The sequence below is a fragment of the Planococcus sp. CAU13 genome, assembly GCF_000775575.1.
In the GTDB taxonomy this organism is placed as follows: domain Bacteria; phylum Bacillota; class Bacilli; order Bacillales_A; family Planococcaceae; genus Planococcus.
Genome location: NZ_JRGN01000109.1, coordinates 1 through 16,327 on the forward strand (window position 1 = coordinate 1; position 16,327 = coordinate 16,327).

At 46.2% G+C, this 16,327-nt stretch carries 15 protein-coding genes; 4 read left to right on the forward strand and 11 right to left on the reverse strand.

Features of this window, described 5'->3' with window-relative positions; translation table 11 throughout:
* Positions 1 to 36: 36 nt before the first annotated feature.
* Complete coding sequence (locus tag KW93_RS04705) at positions 37 to 483, reverse strand: YlbF family regulator (RefSeq protein WP_033541823.1); 447 nt, start codon at positions 481 to 483, stop codon at positions 37 to 39.
* Between the two features lie 74 nt (positions 484 to 557).
* Here KW93_RS04705 and KW93_RS04710 point away from each other — a divergent pair, with 74 nt between their 5' ends.
* Positions 558 to 1,040, forward strand: a complete 483-nt coding sequence (locus KW93_RS04710; protein ID WP_052131468.1) for a PaaI family thioesterase — start codon at positions 558 to 560, stop codon at positions 1,038 to 1,040.
* A 6-nt stretch (positions 1,041 to 1,046) separates the two neighbouring features.
* On the opposite strand, the gene KW93_RS04715 is transcribed toward KW93_RS04710, so the two are convergent.
* On the reverse strand, positions 1,047 to 2,111 hold the full coding sequence (locus KW93_RS04715; protein ID WP_033541825.1) for a CAP domain-containing protein: 1,065 nt from the start codon (positions 2,109 to 2,111) through the stop codon (positions 1,047 to 1,049).
* Between the two features lie 138 nt (positions 2,112 to 2,249).
* Here KW93_RS04715 and KW93_RS04720 point away from each other — a divergent pair, with 138 nt between their 5' ends.
* On the forward strand, positions 2,250 to 2,615 hold the full coding sequence (locus KW93_RS04720; RefSeq protein WP_033541826.1) for a YugN family protein: 366 nt from the start codon (positions 2,250 to 2,252) through the stop codon (positions 2,613 to 2,615).
* 107 nt (positions 2,616 to 2,722) lie between these two features.
* Positions 2,723 to 3,781, forward strand: coding sequence for a sporulation integral membrane protein YtvI (gene ytvI / locus KW93_RS04725; RefSeq protein WP_033541827.1), 1,059 nt, complete (start codon positions 2,723 to 2,725; stop codon positions 3,779 to 3,781).
* A gap of 39 nt (positions 3,782 to 3,820) precedes the next feature.
* On the opposite strand, the gene KW93_RS04730 is transcribed toward ytvI, so the two are convergent.
* From KW93_RS04730 to cyoE, 7 genes are all read right to left on the reverse strand, one after another.
* The gene (locus KW93_RS04730) at positions 3,821 to 4,282 is read right to left on the reverse strand and encodes a DUF420 domain-containing protein (RefSeq protein ID WP_033541828.1); all 462 of its coding nucleotides are present in this window, start codon (positions 4,280 to 4,282) and stop codon (positions 3,821 to 3,823) included.
* Between the two features lie 21 nt (positions 4,283 to 4,303).
* Complete coding sequence (ctaG, locus tag KW93_RS04735; RefSeq protein ID WP_033541829.1) at positions 4,304 to 5,227, reverse strand: cytochrome c oxidase assembly factor CtaG; 924 nt, start codon at positions 5,225 to 5,227, stop codon at positions 4,304 to 4,306.
* Positions 5,228 to 5,366: 139 nt separating this feature from the next.
* Positions 5,367 to 5,699 (reverse strand): cytochrome c oxidase subunit IVB, encoded by a 333-nt coding sequence (ctaF, locus tag KW93_RS04740; protein ID WP_033541830.1) that lies wholly within the window; start codon positions 5,697 to 5,699, stop codon positions 5,367 to 5,369.
* A 1-nt stretch (position 5,700) separates the two neighbouring features.
* Positions 5,701 to 6,327: a cytochrome (ubi)quinol oxidase subunit III gene (locus tag KW93_RS04745; protein WP_033541831.1), complete on the reverse strand. Its 627-nt coding sequence runs from the start codon at positions 6,325 to 6,327 to the stop codon at positions 5,701 to 5,703.
* Positions 6,314 to 8,203, reverse strand: a complete 1,890-nt coding sequence (locus KW93_RS04750) for a cytochrome c oxidase subunit I (protein WP_033541832.1) — start codon at positions 8,201 to 8,203, stop codon at positions 6,314 to 6,316. Before KW93_RS04750 ends, KW93_RS04745 begins: the two co-directional genes overlap by 14 nt.
* A gap of 33 nt (positions 8,204 to 8,236) precedes the next feature.
* Entirely contained in the window at positions 8,237 to 9,328 is a 1,092-nt protein-coding gene (gene coxB / locus KW93_RS04755; RefSeq protein WP_033541833.1) for a cytochrome c oxidase subunit II, read from the reverse strand.
* A gap of 47 nt (positions 9,329 to 9,375) precedes the next feature.
* Complete coding sequence (gene cyoE / locus KW93_RS04760) at positions 9,376 to 10,293, reverse strand: heme o synthase (RefSeq protein ID WP_033541834.1); 918 nt, start codon at positions 10,291 to 10,293, stop codon at positions 9,376 to 9,378.
* Positions 10,294 to 10,651: 358 nt separating this feature from the next.
* Here cyoE and KW93_RS04765 point away from each other — a divergent pair, with 358 nt between their 5' ends.
* Entirely contained in the window at positions 10,652 to 11,551 is a 900-nt protein-coding gene (locus tag KW93_RS04765) for a COX15/CtaA family protein (RefSeq protein ID WP_162835040.1), read from the forward strand.
* A 37-nt stretch (positions 11,552 to 11,588) separates the two neighbouring features.
* On the opposite strand, the gene pyc is transcribed toward KW93_RS04765, so the two are convergent.
* The gene (pyc, locus tag KW93_RS04770; RefSeq protein ID WP_033541837.1) at positions 11,589 to 15,029 is read right to left on the reverse strand and encodes a pyruvate carboxylase; all 3,441 of its coding nucleotides are present in this window, start codon (positions 15,027 to 15,029) and stop codon (positions 11,589 to 11,591) included.
* Positions 15,030 to 15,041: 12 nt separating this feature from the next.
* Positions 15,042 to 16,208, reverse strand: a complete 1,167-nt coding sequence (locus KW93_RS04775; RefSeq protein ID WP_033541836.1) for an FtsW/RodA/SpoVE family cell cycle protein — start codon at positions 16,206 to 16,208, stop codon at positions 15,042 to 15,044.
* Positions 16,209 to 16,327 lie beyond the last annotated feature (119 nt).

Here is a 16,327-nt window from a genome sequence, read left to right on the forward strand (position 1 = left end):
GAGAAAAAGCAATTGCTTTTTCTCCGCCTTCTTCTATTATGCTGAACAGGAACAGCCGCCGCCTGTACCGCAGCTCCCCCCGCAGGAGGAATCCGAAGAAAAGAACGGATTGCTCGAAGGAATCTTGACCGCTTCTGACACGGACCGGCCGATGATGAAGCTTACCTGGTCAATCAGATCCTGCATTTCATTTTCTGCCAGCCGAAGTGCAGCAACCTGCTCATTCAGGTCCAGTTTCCGTTTGTCCACCCGAATCCGTTTCATCACATCTTTATAATCAGGATGGTATTTGCCGAAACGCCGTACTTCTTCATATAATTCTTTAAGCCGGGCAAAAGCGATGATTTCGTCCGCCAGCTCTTTATTATCGTAAACAGCATGATAAGCCTGTCGATATTGCTCTGCCTGTTCTGATTGTAGTATCATTCTACTTAACTCTTCAGCAGAGTCAGTAATTTGAACCCATTCGTAGGTCATGATCACATCTATTACCTCCTCTACGGTTCAATTATATCAAAGCCACATTTATATTAATACATAAAGAAAGGGTTGTCATCATGAAAGACTTATATGCCCGGTTTGAAAAAGTCATTGAAAACGGTTCTGCGGAAGATATCCAAATCCTCTCCCGGTTTTTGGACAATCTCGAAAGGAAGCAGACTGGAGAATTCACTACCTATTTAAGTGCTGCGCTTGGAATGGACAGACAGCAGCAGAACGGCAACTGGTCGGTCAGTATCCCAAATACGCCTTTTATCCATAATAATATTGACATCCCGCACGGAGGCATTCTGGCTGTCCTCCTGGATACGGCAATGGGTACGCTCGCCAACAGTAAATGCCGGGATGGTTATGGTGCAGTGACAACGAACCTCTCCATCCATTACCTGACTGTTGCAACGGAGGAAAGCATTACCGCCGATGCGAAAATCATTCGGCAGGGCCGGCATACGATGGTCATAGAAGGCAATATCTTCGAAACCGGCGGACGCCATATAGCGACTGCCACAGGCTCTTTCTTTATCCTTCCAAAAGCCTGATTCACCTTATTGCTTTTCCGCTGGAGTCGGCTCCTGCCTCAAAAAAATCTGTGAATAATATTTTCCAAAAACGCCAACTCCGAGCTGGTTAAAACGGCTCGAGTAGAATATATCCCGGTGGTCTTCGGAATTCGTCCAGCCATGGACCGCTTCCACTGAATCGTAATATTGTGAAGCTGCATTCTCTGCGGCTTCGTTATAAACGATCATCGAATTTTCCAGGCGCTCTTCCAGGCTCTGAACTTCAATTTCCTCTGAAGAAAAGTTTTGCCGGGCTACATTGCGGCTGTGCTTTTCCGCCAGCATAGTGACTGCCGGATTCATGCTTAACGGTTTGCGCTGATGGTGAAGACGGTAGACATTGGTCAAATCCATGACTTGTTTTGCATTGGCTTTATCGATGGAAGCCTGCAAAGCGGAAGAAGGATTTACTGGCGCCAGCAGATCTCCTGCATACATCATGTCATACGGCTGATGGCGGATCAGCGTTTCAGCATCCATGAACCGGACCGCTTCCAGCATTCCGTCTTTTTTATCAATATACAACTGGGCGTAAATATCATCAAACCTGACGAGCAGCCTGGTCTCCCGGTCTTCGCCGCTTAAGCTGAAAGTATAGATATTGGTTCCGAGTTTGGCCGTCACTTCATCTTCGACTATTGTAAAGCGGTATAATTCTTCCAGAGTCTGACCGATGCTGTAAGGCGCAACATCTGTAGCCGTGCCTGCCGTATAGACCTGGACCACTTGCTGATCTTTTACGCCCACCATCATATAGTTCGAATAAGATTGATTGTATATCCACCATTCATAACCAAAGGCGGAAGGTTCAATTCTTGCGGGCTGGCCGTAGTCATTGAGCCAGTCCTCGGAAGCCTCTCCTATATATACCGAAATCCCCTGCGATGGACGTTCCACTGCCAGCGGTTTTTCGATAATTTCCTGTGCAGGCAAAGGATCCACTTTGCGCGGAGCTTCCAAAATATCATTTTCACTTATTGATGAATCAAAATAAAAAAATGTTATCAGGATGATTGACAGAAAAATCATTATCCGCAACAAGTTTTTCAATCATATCCCCCCAGCTCTCTTTTCATCAATTATAACAGCCGCCTCTATACTGACACAATCTAGCCATTGCAACAAGCGCGAAATTCATCTATTATTAAAGGAGCATTGAGTCAGTTTTGATATAGAGGAGGAGATCCTATGTATTTTGAGAATACAGGACTTGAGGACATTCGAGTAGATTTCACTTTGCTCCAGCACATTATGAACAAACACGGGATGACAAAGGAAGGGCAATGGGATTACGAGCGGGTAACTTTCGACCGTAAATTCGATGTCCGTGAAGGCCGCTATTATCTGCGTGTTTTCGCTTACGCAGTGGATGGCGATATTGACGCCGGCGACGCAACTGTAATCGTCAAAAAACCCGTTATCGGTAAATACTATTATCCATTCGGTGTTGAATACGGCGAAGATGAGCATTTCCCGGAGCACCTGCTGAAAACTTGCGCCGATATTCTGGCGACAATCAAATCCGAATTAAAAGCATTTGAAATTCAGGTCTAATCACTGAAAAACCCGCAGTTCATCTTTGAACTGCGGATTTTTTTAAAGCTTTATCTTTCTTGAAATATATTGATATAATAACAATATAATGTTTTGGGAGGTCTATTGTGGCAAAGTGGTTGAATAAAAAGACTTTAACTGTTGTATTAGTTATAGCTTTTATAATTTTAGTGTCGATATACATAATTCCAATTGCAATTCCGCTAATCCTGGCATTGCTGACCGCCTTTTTCCTTGAACCTTTTGTCGGCTTTCTTCAAAAACAGTTTAAATGGCAGCGAAAACCTGCAGTCATCACTTCTTTTATCATATTTCTATTGCTTGTTTCCGCTTTGCTGTACTGGACTGTCACTTATCTGACCGCGAGACTCATCCATTTCTCGCAAAATTTACCCGAGTACATAAATGGCCTGTCATCCATCTGGGAAGAAATCCAGGAATTTTTTCTGAGATCATCCGAGGGCATGCCTGTTGAAGTGGTCAATTCCTTTGAAACTGAATTGGCCAGGTTTTTGGAAGGCATACGAGACTGGATTCTGACTATCGTCAATTATGATACGATCACCAATCTCTTGACCGGCATCCCTTCTTTTCTCGTAAGTTTCATCGTCTTTTTGATTGCGTTATTCCTGTTCATGCTCGACCTCGAAGATTTAAAGCGTATGCTGTTCAACAGGCTTAAAGAGTCGACTGCAGAAAAAGTCCGCTTTATGGCCGCCCGTTTGAATCATGTAATATTCGGATTTCTGAAAGCGCAATTTCTTGTCAGTGTCATCATCTTTTTGGTATCACTTGTCGCATTGCTGTTTATCGCGCCGGAAGTTGCCATTGTCATGTCCCTGCTTATATGGCTTATCGACTTCATTCCGATCCTTGGTTCGATCATTGTCCTGACACCTTGGTTTGTTTATGAATTCATTGCAGGTGATATTGCCCAGGGCACGCAACTGGCAGTATTGGCACTCGTCCTGCTGATCATACGCCGGACAGTCGAACCGAAAGTGATGGGATCGCATATCGGACTGTCTCCGCTGGCCACCTTGATTGCCATGTTCATAGGCCTTCAGCTGATCGGTTTCCTTGGTTTCTTCGTCGGCCCATTGTTCGTGATACTCTTTACTTCCGCCCGGGAAGCCGGTATGATCAAAATCGATTTTAAAATTTAGCGCAAAAAAGGAGAACCCCTGGAGGTTCTCCTTTTTCTATTAATTGCCCAAAATTGCTTTGAATACGGATGTGGTGGCTCCGCCATTGTAGATAACATACAGCAGCAAGTAAACCATAACGCCGGTAATGGCAGTGAAGAACCAGATTACGCTTGTGTAAGGGCCGATTTTTCGGTGTATATCAAGGCGGTTCTTCAGTCCGAGCCAAATAGTGATGAGTCCCATGATACCCCCGGTTGTCGCCAGAATGATATGGAATATCAGGAAAACAGTATAGAAAATCTTATATTCATCAGGTCCGCCGAAGGCAGTATTACCGACAAAAATTGTGCGTGAAGCATAAATGATGAAAAACGTTAACGCGGAAGCTCCCGCTAACAGCATCACCCTTTTATGGGCTTCAATTTTACGCTGCCGAATCAAATTCCAGCCGATCGCTACAAATATAGCGCTTAAAACAATAAAAAAAGTACTGATAGTTGGCAATAACGGTAAATCCATCTTTTAATCCCCTTTTATGCTTTAACCATTATGTCGGTGGTAAGCCATCTCTTTTCTGTCTTGCAGAACCTGTGCAGTAATTTCATCTGCATTGGCATTTTCATTGCGCAGCCACTCATAGAACACGAGCCAGATGAAGACCGAGAACACGAGTTCCTGGATAATCTTCATGGTGATTCCACCAGTTCGCTGGTCTTCGATCAACGACATCGTCGAGAACATTTCCGGACCGGACAGCGTCAATGACGCAAGGGTGCCAGCCGGTACACAAAGGGCCATGGCCTGCTGCCAGGCAGCCGAATCCGTGTATGTCGCATAGAACGGTGTATCGCTGAAAATGATGAGCGCACAGGCTGGTGTCATCAGCACGCTGAGCGCGAACAAATAGCCGAGCTTTTTCAATCCGTGGAATTTATGCATGCCTTCCAGTTTATTGACCAGCGGCCACCAGTAAAACATCGCAGCTGTGAACAATGTTGTGGTCATTGCTGTATGCAGGAGAATATCCTGTTTCACGAAATCAAAGACGATTGGCAAATGGTAAAATGAGAATGCCAGTCCGAATAAGATCAGTGCCAGCATCGGCTTGGTAAACAGCAGGAATATCGGTCTGATAACCGGCAGGTCGATAAACCATCTCCACAGCCACGTTGGAATTCCCATTATCAATAATGGCGGCACTAATAATAGAAGAAACGCCATCTGCACCATGTGCATCGTAAACATAATATGCCCCAAAAGATCGACTGGCGACCCTTTGATGGTATATAACAAAGCCATCCCCGAAACGAACAGCAAAGCTTTTTTCTTTGTCAAAGGCTCACTGTCCTTAAACTTGCCTCTCCATTTGATGGTGATCAAGAAATAAAACAGAGTGATTAAGACAAGGAATGCCAAGAAATACGGACTCCACAATGCTTGAAATCCGAAAATACTGATCGGCATGGCAACCATACCTCCTTTTCCTCAAGTACCCCCATTATATAGCGCATGAGCCGGTATATCAATGAACGAATCATGACAATTCGCATAACAATAAAGAAAGCCCCTTTCACTTTGAAAAGTGAAAGGGGCTTGTTGCTGTTTACCACCAAACGATTGTAACAAGTGCCAGAACCGTGATGAAAGCAACAAATATGCCACTGAACATAAAGAATGCTACCATTCCATGTCCTTTATTGCTTAAATGCATAAAGTGATAAAGCTGCAGCACTACCTGGACAGCGGCCAACAGGAGGATAATCGGAACAATCAGGTACGTCGAGAAACCGGCAGCGACCAGCGTGAAAGCAATCAGCGTTAGGAAAATCATGATTGCAAACGAAGTCATTTGATGGCGCATTTCAGCCGATCTTCTTTTCTTCAGAAACTCGTGCTCTGCATGTGATCTGATTTTTTCAGTTGTATCGTGTGCCATATTAACTGATCGCTCCCATCAAATAGACTACAGTAAAGATGAATACCCATACTACGTCGATGAAGTGCCAGTATAATGCTGCAAGGTAGAACTTAGGTGCGTTGTACATGTTCAATCCGCGTTTTGAGTTGCGGACCATCAATGCGATAAACCAGCAGAGTCCGAACAGTACGTGGGCACCGTGTGTTCCGACAAGCGTATAGAAAGCAGCACTGAACGCACTGTTCGTATAGCCGAAGCCAAGGTGTACATAATGATTGAACTCATAAATTTCAAGACCAAGGAAAGTCAGTCCCAGCAAAACAGTTATGCCCAGCCAAGCCTGCATAGCTTTGAAATTATGGTTTTTCATGTGATGGATTGCATAGACACTTGTCAATGAAGATGTCAACAGGATCATTGTCATCGCGAAGACGAGTGGCAGTTCAAACAGCCCTGAAGAACTGAATTCCATTCCGCTCGGTCCTCTGTCTCTGAGTGCGAGATAAGTGGCGAACAATGAAGCAAATGTAATCGTTTCAGCAGCCAGAAGCAGCCAGAAACCGACGAATTTGTTTTTACCTTCCAATGTAGCCGTCTCGGGATGATCCGGCCATGATTGAGCGGTATATCTCTTATTTAGATCCATCGGTATTGCCTCCTCTCTTAGCGTCTTCGATCAAATCTTCTTTCTTGATGTAGAACCCAAGATCATCTTTCAATGAACGGGCAAGCATCGCACCGAAAAGAATAGCAAGACCGATGATTAATACAGCCAATGTCCAAGGTTTAGAATCATCCTGGAAGTAAAGGGCACCAAATGATGCAACAAACATACCGAATGACATGATCAGCGGAAGAATCGATCCGTTTGGCATATGGATATCACCAACAGGCTCAGCGTAGACCATGCCTTTTTTATTGCCTTCCATTTTTTCGATCCAGTACGTATCCAGACCGCGAACCAATGGAGTCTGTGCAAAGTTATAGAACGGCGGTGGCGAAGGAATAGCCCATTCAAGTGTACGGCCGTCTTCCCACGGGTCATTGCCAACACGAACGTTTTTAACTGTTGTGATAACAATGTTGATCAGCATTACGATAACACCGATTGCCATAAAGGCAGCCCCTGCTGAACTGATGGCGTTGAACAGGTCCCAGCCCTGATCAGCGCCAAATGTATAAACGCGGCGCGGCATTCCCAGAAGACCAAGGAAATGCTGGATGAAGAAGGTCATATGGAAACCGATAAAGAATGTCCAGAATGTAATATGTCCAAGTTTTTCACTCAACATTGTTCCAAACATTTTCGGCCAGTACAAGTGTGTACCTGCCAGAATCGCCAATACTACCCCACCAACAATTACATAATGGAAGTGAGCGACGATAAAGTAAGAATCGTGCAATTGGTAGTCGAGTGGTGCGATCGCTTGCATAACTCCCGTTACCCCACCGGCAACGAATGAAGGAATGAACGCTACCGCGTAAACCATTGGTACCGAGAACTTGATGCTTCCTCCCCAGATGGTAAGAAGCCAGTTAAATATTTTGATTCCGGTTGGAACTGCGATGATCATTGTCGCCAATGCGAAAATAGCGTTGGCAGTTGGCCCAAGACCGACTGTGAACATGTGGTGAGCCCAAACCATGAATCCGTAGAAACCGATAAGTATTGTTGCAAATACTAATGCCGTATAACCAAACAGGCGTTTTCTCGAGAAAATCGCGAAGATTTCAGAGAAGATACCGAATGCCGGCAAGATTAGAATATATACTTCCGGGTGACCGAAAATCCAGAACAAATGCTCCCAGATAATCGTGTTACCGCCCATTTCGACAACGAAGAAGTTCGCGCCAAACATGCGGTCAAAGACCATGAAGAACAATCCGACAGTAAGTGGCGGGAATGCCAGCAGGATCAGAGCGGAAGCGACAAAAGTCGTCCATGTGAACAACGGCATTCTCATATAAGTCATACCAGGCGCGCGCATATTGATAATCGTCACGAGGAAGTTAATCCCTCCGATTAATGTACCGAAACCTGAAATCGTCAGTCCAAGTGCATAAAAGTCAATTCCGTGCCCTTCAGATGCAAGTGCCAGTGAAGCATAGTTTGTCCAACCTGCATCAGGAGCGCCGCCCATGAACCATGACAGGTTCAGGAAAATTCCTCCGAAGAAGAACAGCCAGAAGCCCAATGAGTTTAAAAATGGAAAAGCAACATCACGTGCTCCAATTTGAAGCGGCATTATGGCGTTCATAAAGCCCAGTAAGATTGGCATCGAGGCCAGGAAAATCATAGTTGTCCCGTGCATTGTAATTATTTCATTATATAATCCGGCACTCAGGAAATCATTTCCAGCCTTCATCAGCTGGATCCGGATAAGCAATGCTTCCACTCCACCGATAAGGAAGAAAAATCCGCCTGAGATAAGATAAAGGATCGCGATTTTCTTATGGTCTACTGTTGTCATGTAATCCCATATGACTGCGCCGACTCCCTTTTTTTGTGCTAAAGAACTCACACTGTATACCTCCCTTTTTACACTCTGACGCGTTTATTCCTCAACAGACAGACTCATCAGGTACGCAGCAAGCGCATCCAATTCCTCTTCGGTGAACTCTTCTCCACCATTGAGTGATTTACCGTCAGGCATCAAGTTTCCTGGTTTGTATTGCTGTGGATCTTGGATCCATTTTTTAACGTTTTCTTCTGTGTGTTCCATAAATCCGGCAACGCGGTTACGGTCACCGAAAGTAGCCAGGTTAGGACCAGCCATTCCAGCAGGACCAGTGCCTGAAACTGCGTGACAGCCGATACAGCTTGCACCATCAGGTCCGAAGATTGCTTCACCAGCCTGAGCAGTTGTGTCAGTTGGAGATTCTACTTCTTCCTGCATGGAAGCAACCCACTGATCGAATTCTTCACGGTCGACAGATTTAACTTTGAAATCCATCAAAGCATGCGAAGGTCCGCATAGCTCGGCACATTTACCGAAGTAGACGCCGTCATCCAAGAGTGCAGATTCCTTATCGAATTCAAGGTAGAATTTATTGACGTTTTCAGGGTTTACGTCAAGTTTACCGCCAATTGAAGGAATCCAGAAGGAATGCTTGATATCAGCAGAGATCAAATTAAAATAAACGCGTTCGTTGGTTGGAACCACTAATTCCTGTGCAGTTACAATGCCCTCTTCAGGGTATTCGAACTCCCACCAGTAAAGATAAGAAGTAACATTGACAGTAAGGTTCTCCTGATTCCCTTCCTCATCAATCGAATCCATAGCCGTTACATCAGCCAGGTCAAAAGTTGAGTAGACAGTAGGAACAGCAAGGATCAGCAAAAGCACGATCGGTACTGCAGTCCAGATAAATTCAAGTTTTGCACTGCCTTCCACTTGTTCGGGTATCATGTCATCACCCAGTTTAGAACGGCGGAACTTGACGATTGCCAATACGAAGATGATCGATACGGCAATGATTACGAAAGTCATAACCGCGGTGGACAGAATCAATAAGTTGAACTGATCCTGTGCGACCTTGCCAGCAGGGATCAGAGTTGAAATCTCTTCACGCCCGCAGCCCGCCAGAAAGACGAGCAATGCAGTCATCAAAGCGAAAAGACGCCAATTAGTAAGTCCTTTCATCATAGCTTTTCTTACCCCTCTCTCATTTAAAAGTTTTTAGTTAATGAAAATCAGACGAAAACAGCGAATATGATCATTGAAACGAAAAGGATCGTCATGTAATTCAATGAATAGATGAACATATTCTTCGCCCATTTCAAATCATCTTTCGCTCCAAAACCGCGGATGGCCAAAATGAGCCAGCCCAGATTCAAAAGCGTCGCTAAGATGAAGAAACCTGTTCCCAGTTCCGGCAAAAGGAATGGCAGTGGAAAAAGGAATACAATCCATGCCAGCATGGATTTTTTCGTCCGGTGGAAACCTTTCACCACCGGCAGCATCGGGATGTTTGCTGCCCGGTATTCTTCAGTCCGTTTCATGGCCAGCGCATAGAAATGCGGCGGCTGCCAGATGAACATGATCAGGAACAGTGCCCAGGCACCTGCACCCAGTGTAGGTTCAACTGCCGCCCAGCCGATAAGCGGCGGAATGGCACCCGAAATGCTGCCGACAATCGTATTGCTGACATGTCTTCTCTTGGACCACATGGAATACAGGACCACATAAGCAAAAATCCCGGCTATACCCAGAACCCCTGCCGAAACAGAAGCGGAGAACAAAAAGATTTCGCCTAGAACAATGAAAGAAACAGCGAGCGCCAATACAGCAGGTGGTTTAAACCTCCCCGTAACAGTTGGCCGTGACCTCTTACTCGCCATCAATGGATCAATATCTGTGTCAATGTAATTATTCATGGCAGCAGAACCTGCTATGATCAATGCTGATCCGACCAAGGTGTAGACGAGGATGTCCAAATGCTGTAAAAAATGTCTGCCAGAAAACTGAAACGCCAGCCAAAGTCCAGTGAATACTGTAATCAGGTTTGAATTCACAATTCCGATTTTTATAAGTGCCAAAAAATCCTGGACAAATGTCGTCGTTTCAGTCGTCTCGTTTGCTTCTGCAGACAGAGACCGGCCGTTTGACATTAAACCTCCTCCTTTCAAAGTTGTAAGCATATTCCGCTAACCATAACTATATCTAAATTCCAGTTGTTTTTCTACATATAACTGAAATTTCCCGATAAAAGCTGTGATTGCGGGGAGTTTGTCCCAATGCACTTCCCCTATCATACCTTACTGCCCAATCATTTTTAAGACTTAAAAGCGGGAGATTTTGAACAGTTTGTGAAGGCATCACTTTATATGTCCAAATATCGAAAGTTTCCGCTATTCCTGATTTTCCGTTGTGTTTTAGGGAGACTTTCGCTATTATCGAGTATGCAGGTTACGGACGTTTACAAGTATTTTCATATAGAAAAAGAAGGTGGCATTCTTGCAGCAAAACATGTTTATAAAAGGGTTTGCGGTAGCATCGACAATCGGCATGCTGTTCATTATGCTGGGCGGTGCCCTCGTTACCAAAACCGACAGCGGTATGGGCTGTGGCCGCCATTGGCCCGGCTGTAATGGACAATTAATCCCCGATGTCATAACAGCAGAAGTTCTGATCGAGTTCTCACACCGTCTCGTTACGGGAGCTGTCAGCATTCTGATCGTGGGACTGGCGGTTATGGCATGGAGAAAGTTCGGCCATGTCCGGGAAACGAAATTTTTGGCAATCACTTCCGTATTTTTCCTCGTTCTTCAGGCTTTGATCGGGGCAGCTCAGGTTTTATGGGGGCAAGGCGATTTCATACTCGCTCTTCATTTCGGCATCTCCCTCATTTCGTTTGCATCTGTACTGCTGCTGACGCTTCTGGTTTTTGAAGTCGATCGCAAATTCGATACGGAAAAACTGAAAATCGGCAGAAAAATGAAGTTCCATACGATTGGTGTCCTGCTCTATTCCTATATCGTCATTTATACCGGCGCGCTCGTCCGCCATACGAATTCCAGTCTGATCTGTTCCGACTGGCCACTGTGCCGAAACGATTCTTTTGCGCTTCCTGCCAATATGTATGAGTGGGTCCAAATGGGACACCGGGCAGCTGCAGGGCTGATCGTCATCTGGATTGCTGTCATCATGTGGCACGCCATCAAGCATTACAAGGATCAGCGGGCCATCTACTGGGGATGGATCATCGCTTTTGTCATCGTTATGATGCAGGCGACGACAGGCATGCTTGTGGTTCTGACAAAATTGAATTTGGCAGTTGCTTTATTGCATTCCCTTTTTATCTCTTTATTATTCGGGCTTTTGTGTTATATGCTGCTTTTAGTTTCACGCAGCTACAGCAAACTATAAAAAACAAGCGGGCGCATCGGATGCGCCCGCTTGTTTTTTATATTCTTTCCATTTCAATCAGAAGATCGCCTGTTGATATGCCGTCTCCGGCATTGACGTAGATTTCTTTAATGGTTCCGTCGAAAGGAGCCTGAACCGTCGTCTCCATTTTCATGGCTTCGGTTACAAGAAGATGGTCGCCGCGTTTCGCTTTCGCGCCTTTTTCGCCGACCACTTTCAAAACAGTTCCAGGCATCGTCGCTGCGATGTGGCTGTCGTTCGTTGGATCGGCTTTCGGTTTTGCTGCACCGTCAGTTTCAACCGTCATATCTGTCACTGTAACTTCGCGCGGCTGTCCGTTCAATTCAAAATAAATTGAACGCGTGCCGTCTTTTTGGGGTTCAGCAATGGAAACCAGTTTGATGATCAGCGTCTTCCCTTTTTGAATCTCAACTTCGATTTCTTCTCCAAGGCGCATGCCATAGAGGAAAGTTAACGTATCCAAAACAGAAACATCGCCGAACGTCTTGTAGGTCGCCGAATATTCCTCGAACACTTTCGGGTACAGCGCATGTGCCAGCACTTCCTGGCTCGTCACCGGACGGTCCAGTTTGGTGAACAGCATATTGCCGATTTCCCCGAAGTCAGCCGGTTCAAGTAATTCACCGGGGCGAACAGTGATCGGCTGACGTTCTTTCAGGACCACTTTCTGCAATTCTTTCGGGAATCCGCCGTGCGGCTGCCCGATATAGCCTTCGAAAAACTCAATGACGGATTCCGGGAAATCGATTGTTTCACCGCGGGTGATCACAGTCTTTTCGTCAAGGTCATTCTGCACCATGAACAATGCCATGTCTCCGACAACTTTGGATGAAGGAGTCACTTTGACAACGTCGCCGAACAGCAGATTGACGCGGGAATACATTTCCTTTACTGCTTCCCATCTCATGCCAAGTCCGACAGCTCTCGCCTGCAGCTGCAGGTTGCTGTATTGGCCGCCCGGCATCTCATGAACATAGATTTCAGAATGCGGGCTGTTCATGCCGCTTTCAAAATCATTGTAGTATTTGCGAACATCTTCCCAGTAATGGGAGAGCTTATCGGCAGCTTTGATGTCCATCCGAACTTCACGTCCGCTGCCGTTCATTGCATAGTAGAGCGAATTGGCACTTGGCTGGGAAGTGAGCCCCGCCATTGAACCAAGCGCCGTGTCGACAATATCGACTCCGGCCTGAATCGCTTTTGAATACATGTAAATACCATTGCCGCTGGTGTCATGGGTATGCAGGTGGATTGGCAGCGAGACCGTATCTTTCAGTTCAGAAACGAGGCGATAAGCCGCTTCCGGTTTCAATAGGCCAGCCATATCTTTGATGGCCAGAATATGGGCACCTGATGCTTCCAATTCTTTCGCCATATCTTTGTAATATTGTACTGTATATTTATCGCGGCTCGGATCCAGGATATCACCCGTATAACAAATTGCCGCTTCTGCAATTTTCCCGCTCTGCCGCACTTCATCTATTGCCACTTCCATGCCTTTGATCCAGTTCAGGCTGTCGAAAATACGGAATACATCGATGCCCGCTTCACCGGATGCCCGGACAAATTCACGGATTACGTTGTCCGGATAGTTTTTATAGCCGACGGCGTTTGCGCCGCGGAAAAGCATCTGGAACAGCACATTCGGCATCTGCTTGCGCAATTTGATCAGCCGCTGCCATGGATCTTCTTTCAGGAACCGGTAGGAGACATCAAAAGTAGCTCCTCCCCACATTTCCATCGAGAACAGATCGTTCTGCATGTGCGCAGTTTCCTGTGCCACAGTGAACATATCAAATGAACGGAGGCGCGTCGCCAGCAGGGACTGGTGGGCATCACGGAAAGTGGTATCCGTCAGCAGAACATCTTCCTGTTCATGGATCCATTTGGCGAGCCCTTCCGCTCCTCTTTCATCGAAAATCTGTTTTGTCCCCGGCGGCAATGTGGCCGACAGATCGATTTCCGGTTTTCTCGGAGCAGCATGAATCGGTTTTTTCTTCTTTTCAATTCCAGGGAAGCCATTAACCGTCACATTGCCGATATAACTGAGCAGTTTCGTGCCCCGGTCCTGACGCACTGGAAACAGGAACAGTTCAGGAGTGGAATCAATAAAGCTCGTGTCAAATTCACCTTTGATGAAATTTGGGTGCTTGACTACATTTTCCAGGAAAGGAATATTCGTTTTGATGCCGCGAATCCGGAATTCCTGAAGATTGCGGTCCATTTTTCCGGCCGCTTCTTTGAAAGTCAGCGCCCAGGTCGACAATTTGACCAGTAAAGAGTCGTAGAACGGCGATATTACCGCTCCCTGGAATGCATTGCCTGTATCCAGACGGACTCCGAAGCCGCCGCCTGAACGGTAAACCATCAATCGTCCCGCATCCGGCATAAAATCATTGACCGGATCTTCAGTCGTCACACGTGATTGTATGGCATAACCGAATAATGGGATTTTATCCTGTGAAGGAATCGAAATGACGTCCCCGTGAAGTTCGTGGCCTCTAGCGATATGGATTTGTGCATGGACAATGTCGATGCCGGTGATCATTTCGGTAATTGTGTGCTCCACCTGGATGCGCGGATTCACTTCAATAAAATAAAATTCATCATTTGCCACAAGGAATTCCACTGTCCCTGCGTTTATGTAATCAATATTCTTCATCAATTTCACTGCAGCTTCACAGATTTCACTGCGCAGCTCATCGCTGATTGAATTGGAAGGCGCAATTTCCACCACTTTCTGGTGGCGGCGCTGAATCGAGCAATCCCTCTCGTACAGGTGGACAATATTGCCGTATTGGTCTCCCAGAATCTGTACTTCTATATGTTTCGGTTTTTCCACGAATTTCTCCACGTACATTTCATCAGAACCGAATGCCGCTTTTGCTTCCGATTTGGCGCGTTCGTACGCTGAAGCCAGCTCTTCCTGTTTGCGGACGATGCGCATTCCGCGCCCCCCACCACCAAGAGATGCTTTGATCATCAACGGGAAGCCGGCTGTTTTGCTGAATTCCTCCACTTCTTCAAGTGACTCTACAGGCCCGTCAGTTCCGGGAATTACGGGAATACCTGCCGCGATCGCCTGTGAACGCGCTTTCACTTTATCCCCGAACATGTCGAGATGTGCAGAAGTAGGGCCGATAAACAGGATGCCTTCCTCTTCACACCTTCTTGCAAAATGAACGTTCTCGGATAGAAAACCGTAGCCCGGGTGAATTGCGTCTGTTCCGGTATCTTTCGCGATGCGGATAATGTCTTCAATATCCAGATAGGCATCGATCGGTTTTTTTCCTTTACCCACTAAATATGATTCATCTGCTTTGTAGCGGTGGTACGAACCGCTGTCTTCTTGTGAATAAATTGCAACTGTCGGAATTTTCAGTTCTGTACAGGCGCGGAAAACCCTGATAGCGATTTCTCCGCGGTTTGCCACCAAAATCTTGTCGATCTTCACAATGCAGCACACCCTTTATTTTTTTGTTTTTTCATATTTATGGAACATAGAAACATTCATCAATACTCCCATAGCTAAAGATAACAAAATTACGGAAGTTCCGCCATAACTTATAAATGGCAGGGTTACACCGGTTAGCGGGATAAGCCCTGACAGACCCCCGAGGTTGACGAAAGTCTGGATGCCGATCATGCTCGCGATGCCTGCTGCCAGCATCCGTGCAAGCGGATCTTTGGTGGTCATGGCGATCGACAACCCTTTCAGCACAATAAAGCCAAGACCCCCAATAACAAAGAGAACGCCCAGCACGCCAAGCTCTTCAGCCACTATCGACATGATGAAGTCTGTATGCGGTTCGGGTAGATATCCCAGTTTCTGGATGGACTGGCCCAATCCCAGGCCGCCCAGGCCGCCTGATCCGATGGCCAGATAACCATTGACAATCTGCATGCCAAATCCAAGTTCATCTATAAAGGGATTGAGAAACGCTTCGAGACGGCCCATCCGCTTTTCCGTAAAAATCATATCCTGGGCAAAAATGACAAAAGGAATGATAAAAACTGCCAACGCCACAGTGACGAGCCCTGCCAATTTGACGAACATGCTGAAACGGATGCCGCTTGCCGCCATAACACTGAGCCCGACGAGTCCGATAATCCCCATTGATCCTATATCCGGTTCCCGGAATACGAGGAACAGGGCGAGTGCCAATACAATGACCGGCGGGATGATGGATTCATTCAGTTTATTGATGGTGCCATTTTTATATTTATTGGAGAAGACGCCGGCCAAATAAAAAATGAGCCCGACTTTTGCAATTTCAGACGGCTGGATGCTCGCAAAGCCAAGGTAGATCCAGCTGCGGGCGCCGCCGCCTGCATAACCGATGAAATGCACCAGTATCAGTCCTGAGAATACGACAAACAGGACGGACATCATCATCCATTTCTTGCTGAAATGCTTGTAGGGAAAAATGGCTCCCACGATAAAAGCAGGTATGGCCAGTGCCAAATTCGTAACCTGCTGATTGAAAAAGTGGTCAGGCTCCCAGCCGTACCGGTAGACGGACCATGCCATGCTGGCACTGTAAATCATTACGAGGCCAAACAGGGTCAACGCAAGGTAAGCAAAAAGCAGAGGGTAGTCAAAGTTTGCGGCGTACCGCTTTATGTATTGTTTCATTTTAAAACCTCATTCAAATTTTTTATTTAAGAAATGCGACAGCGCCCGTTAAGCTCTGAAAGTCATAAGACGATTTGGCGAAGCGGCGCTTTTGCCGCACAGGAAGGGCAGCTTAAGTC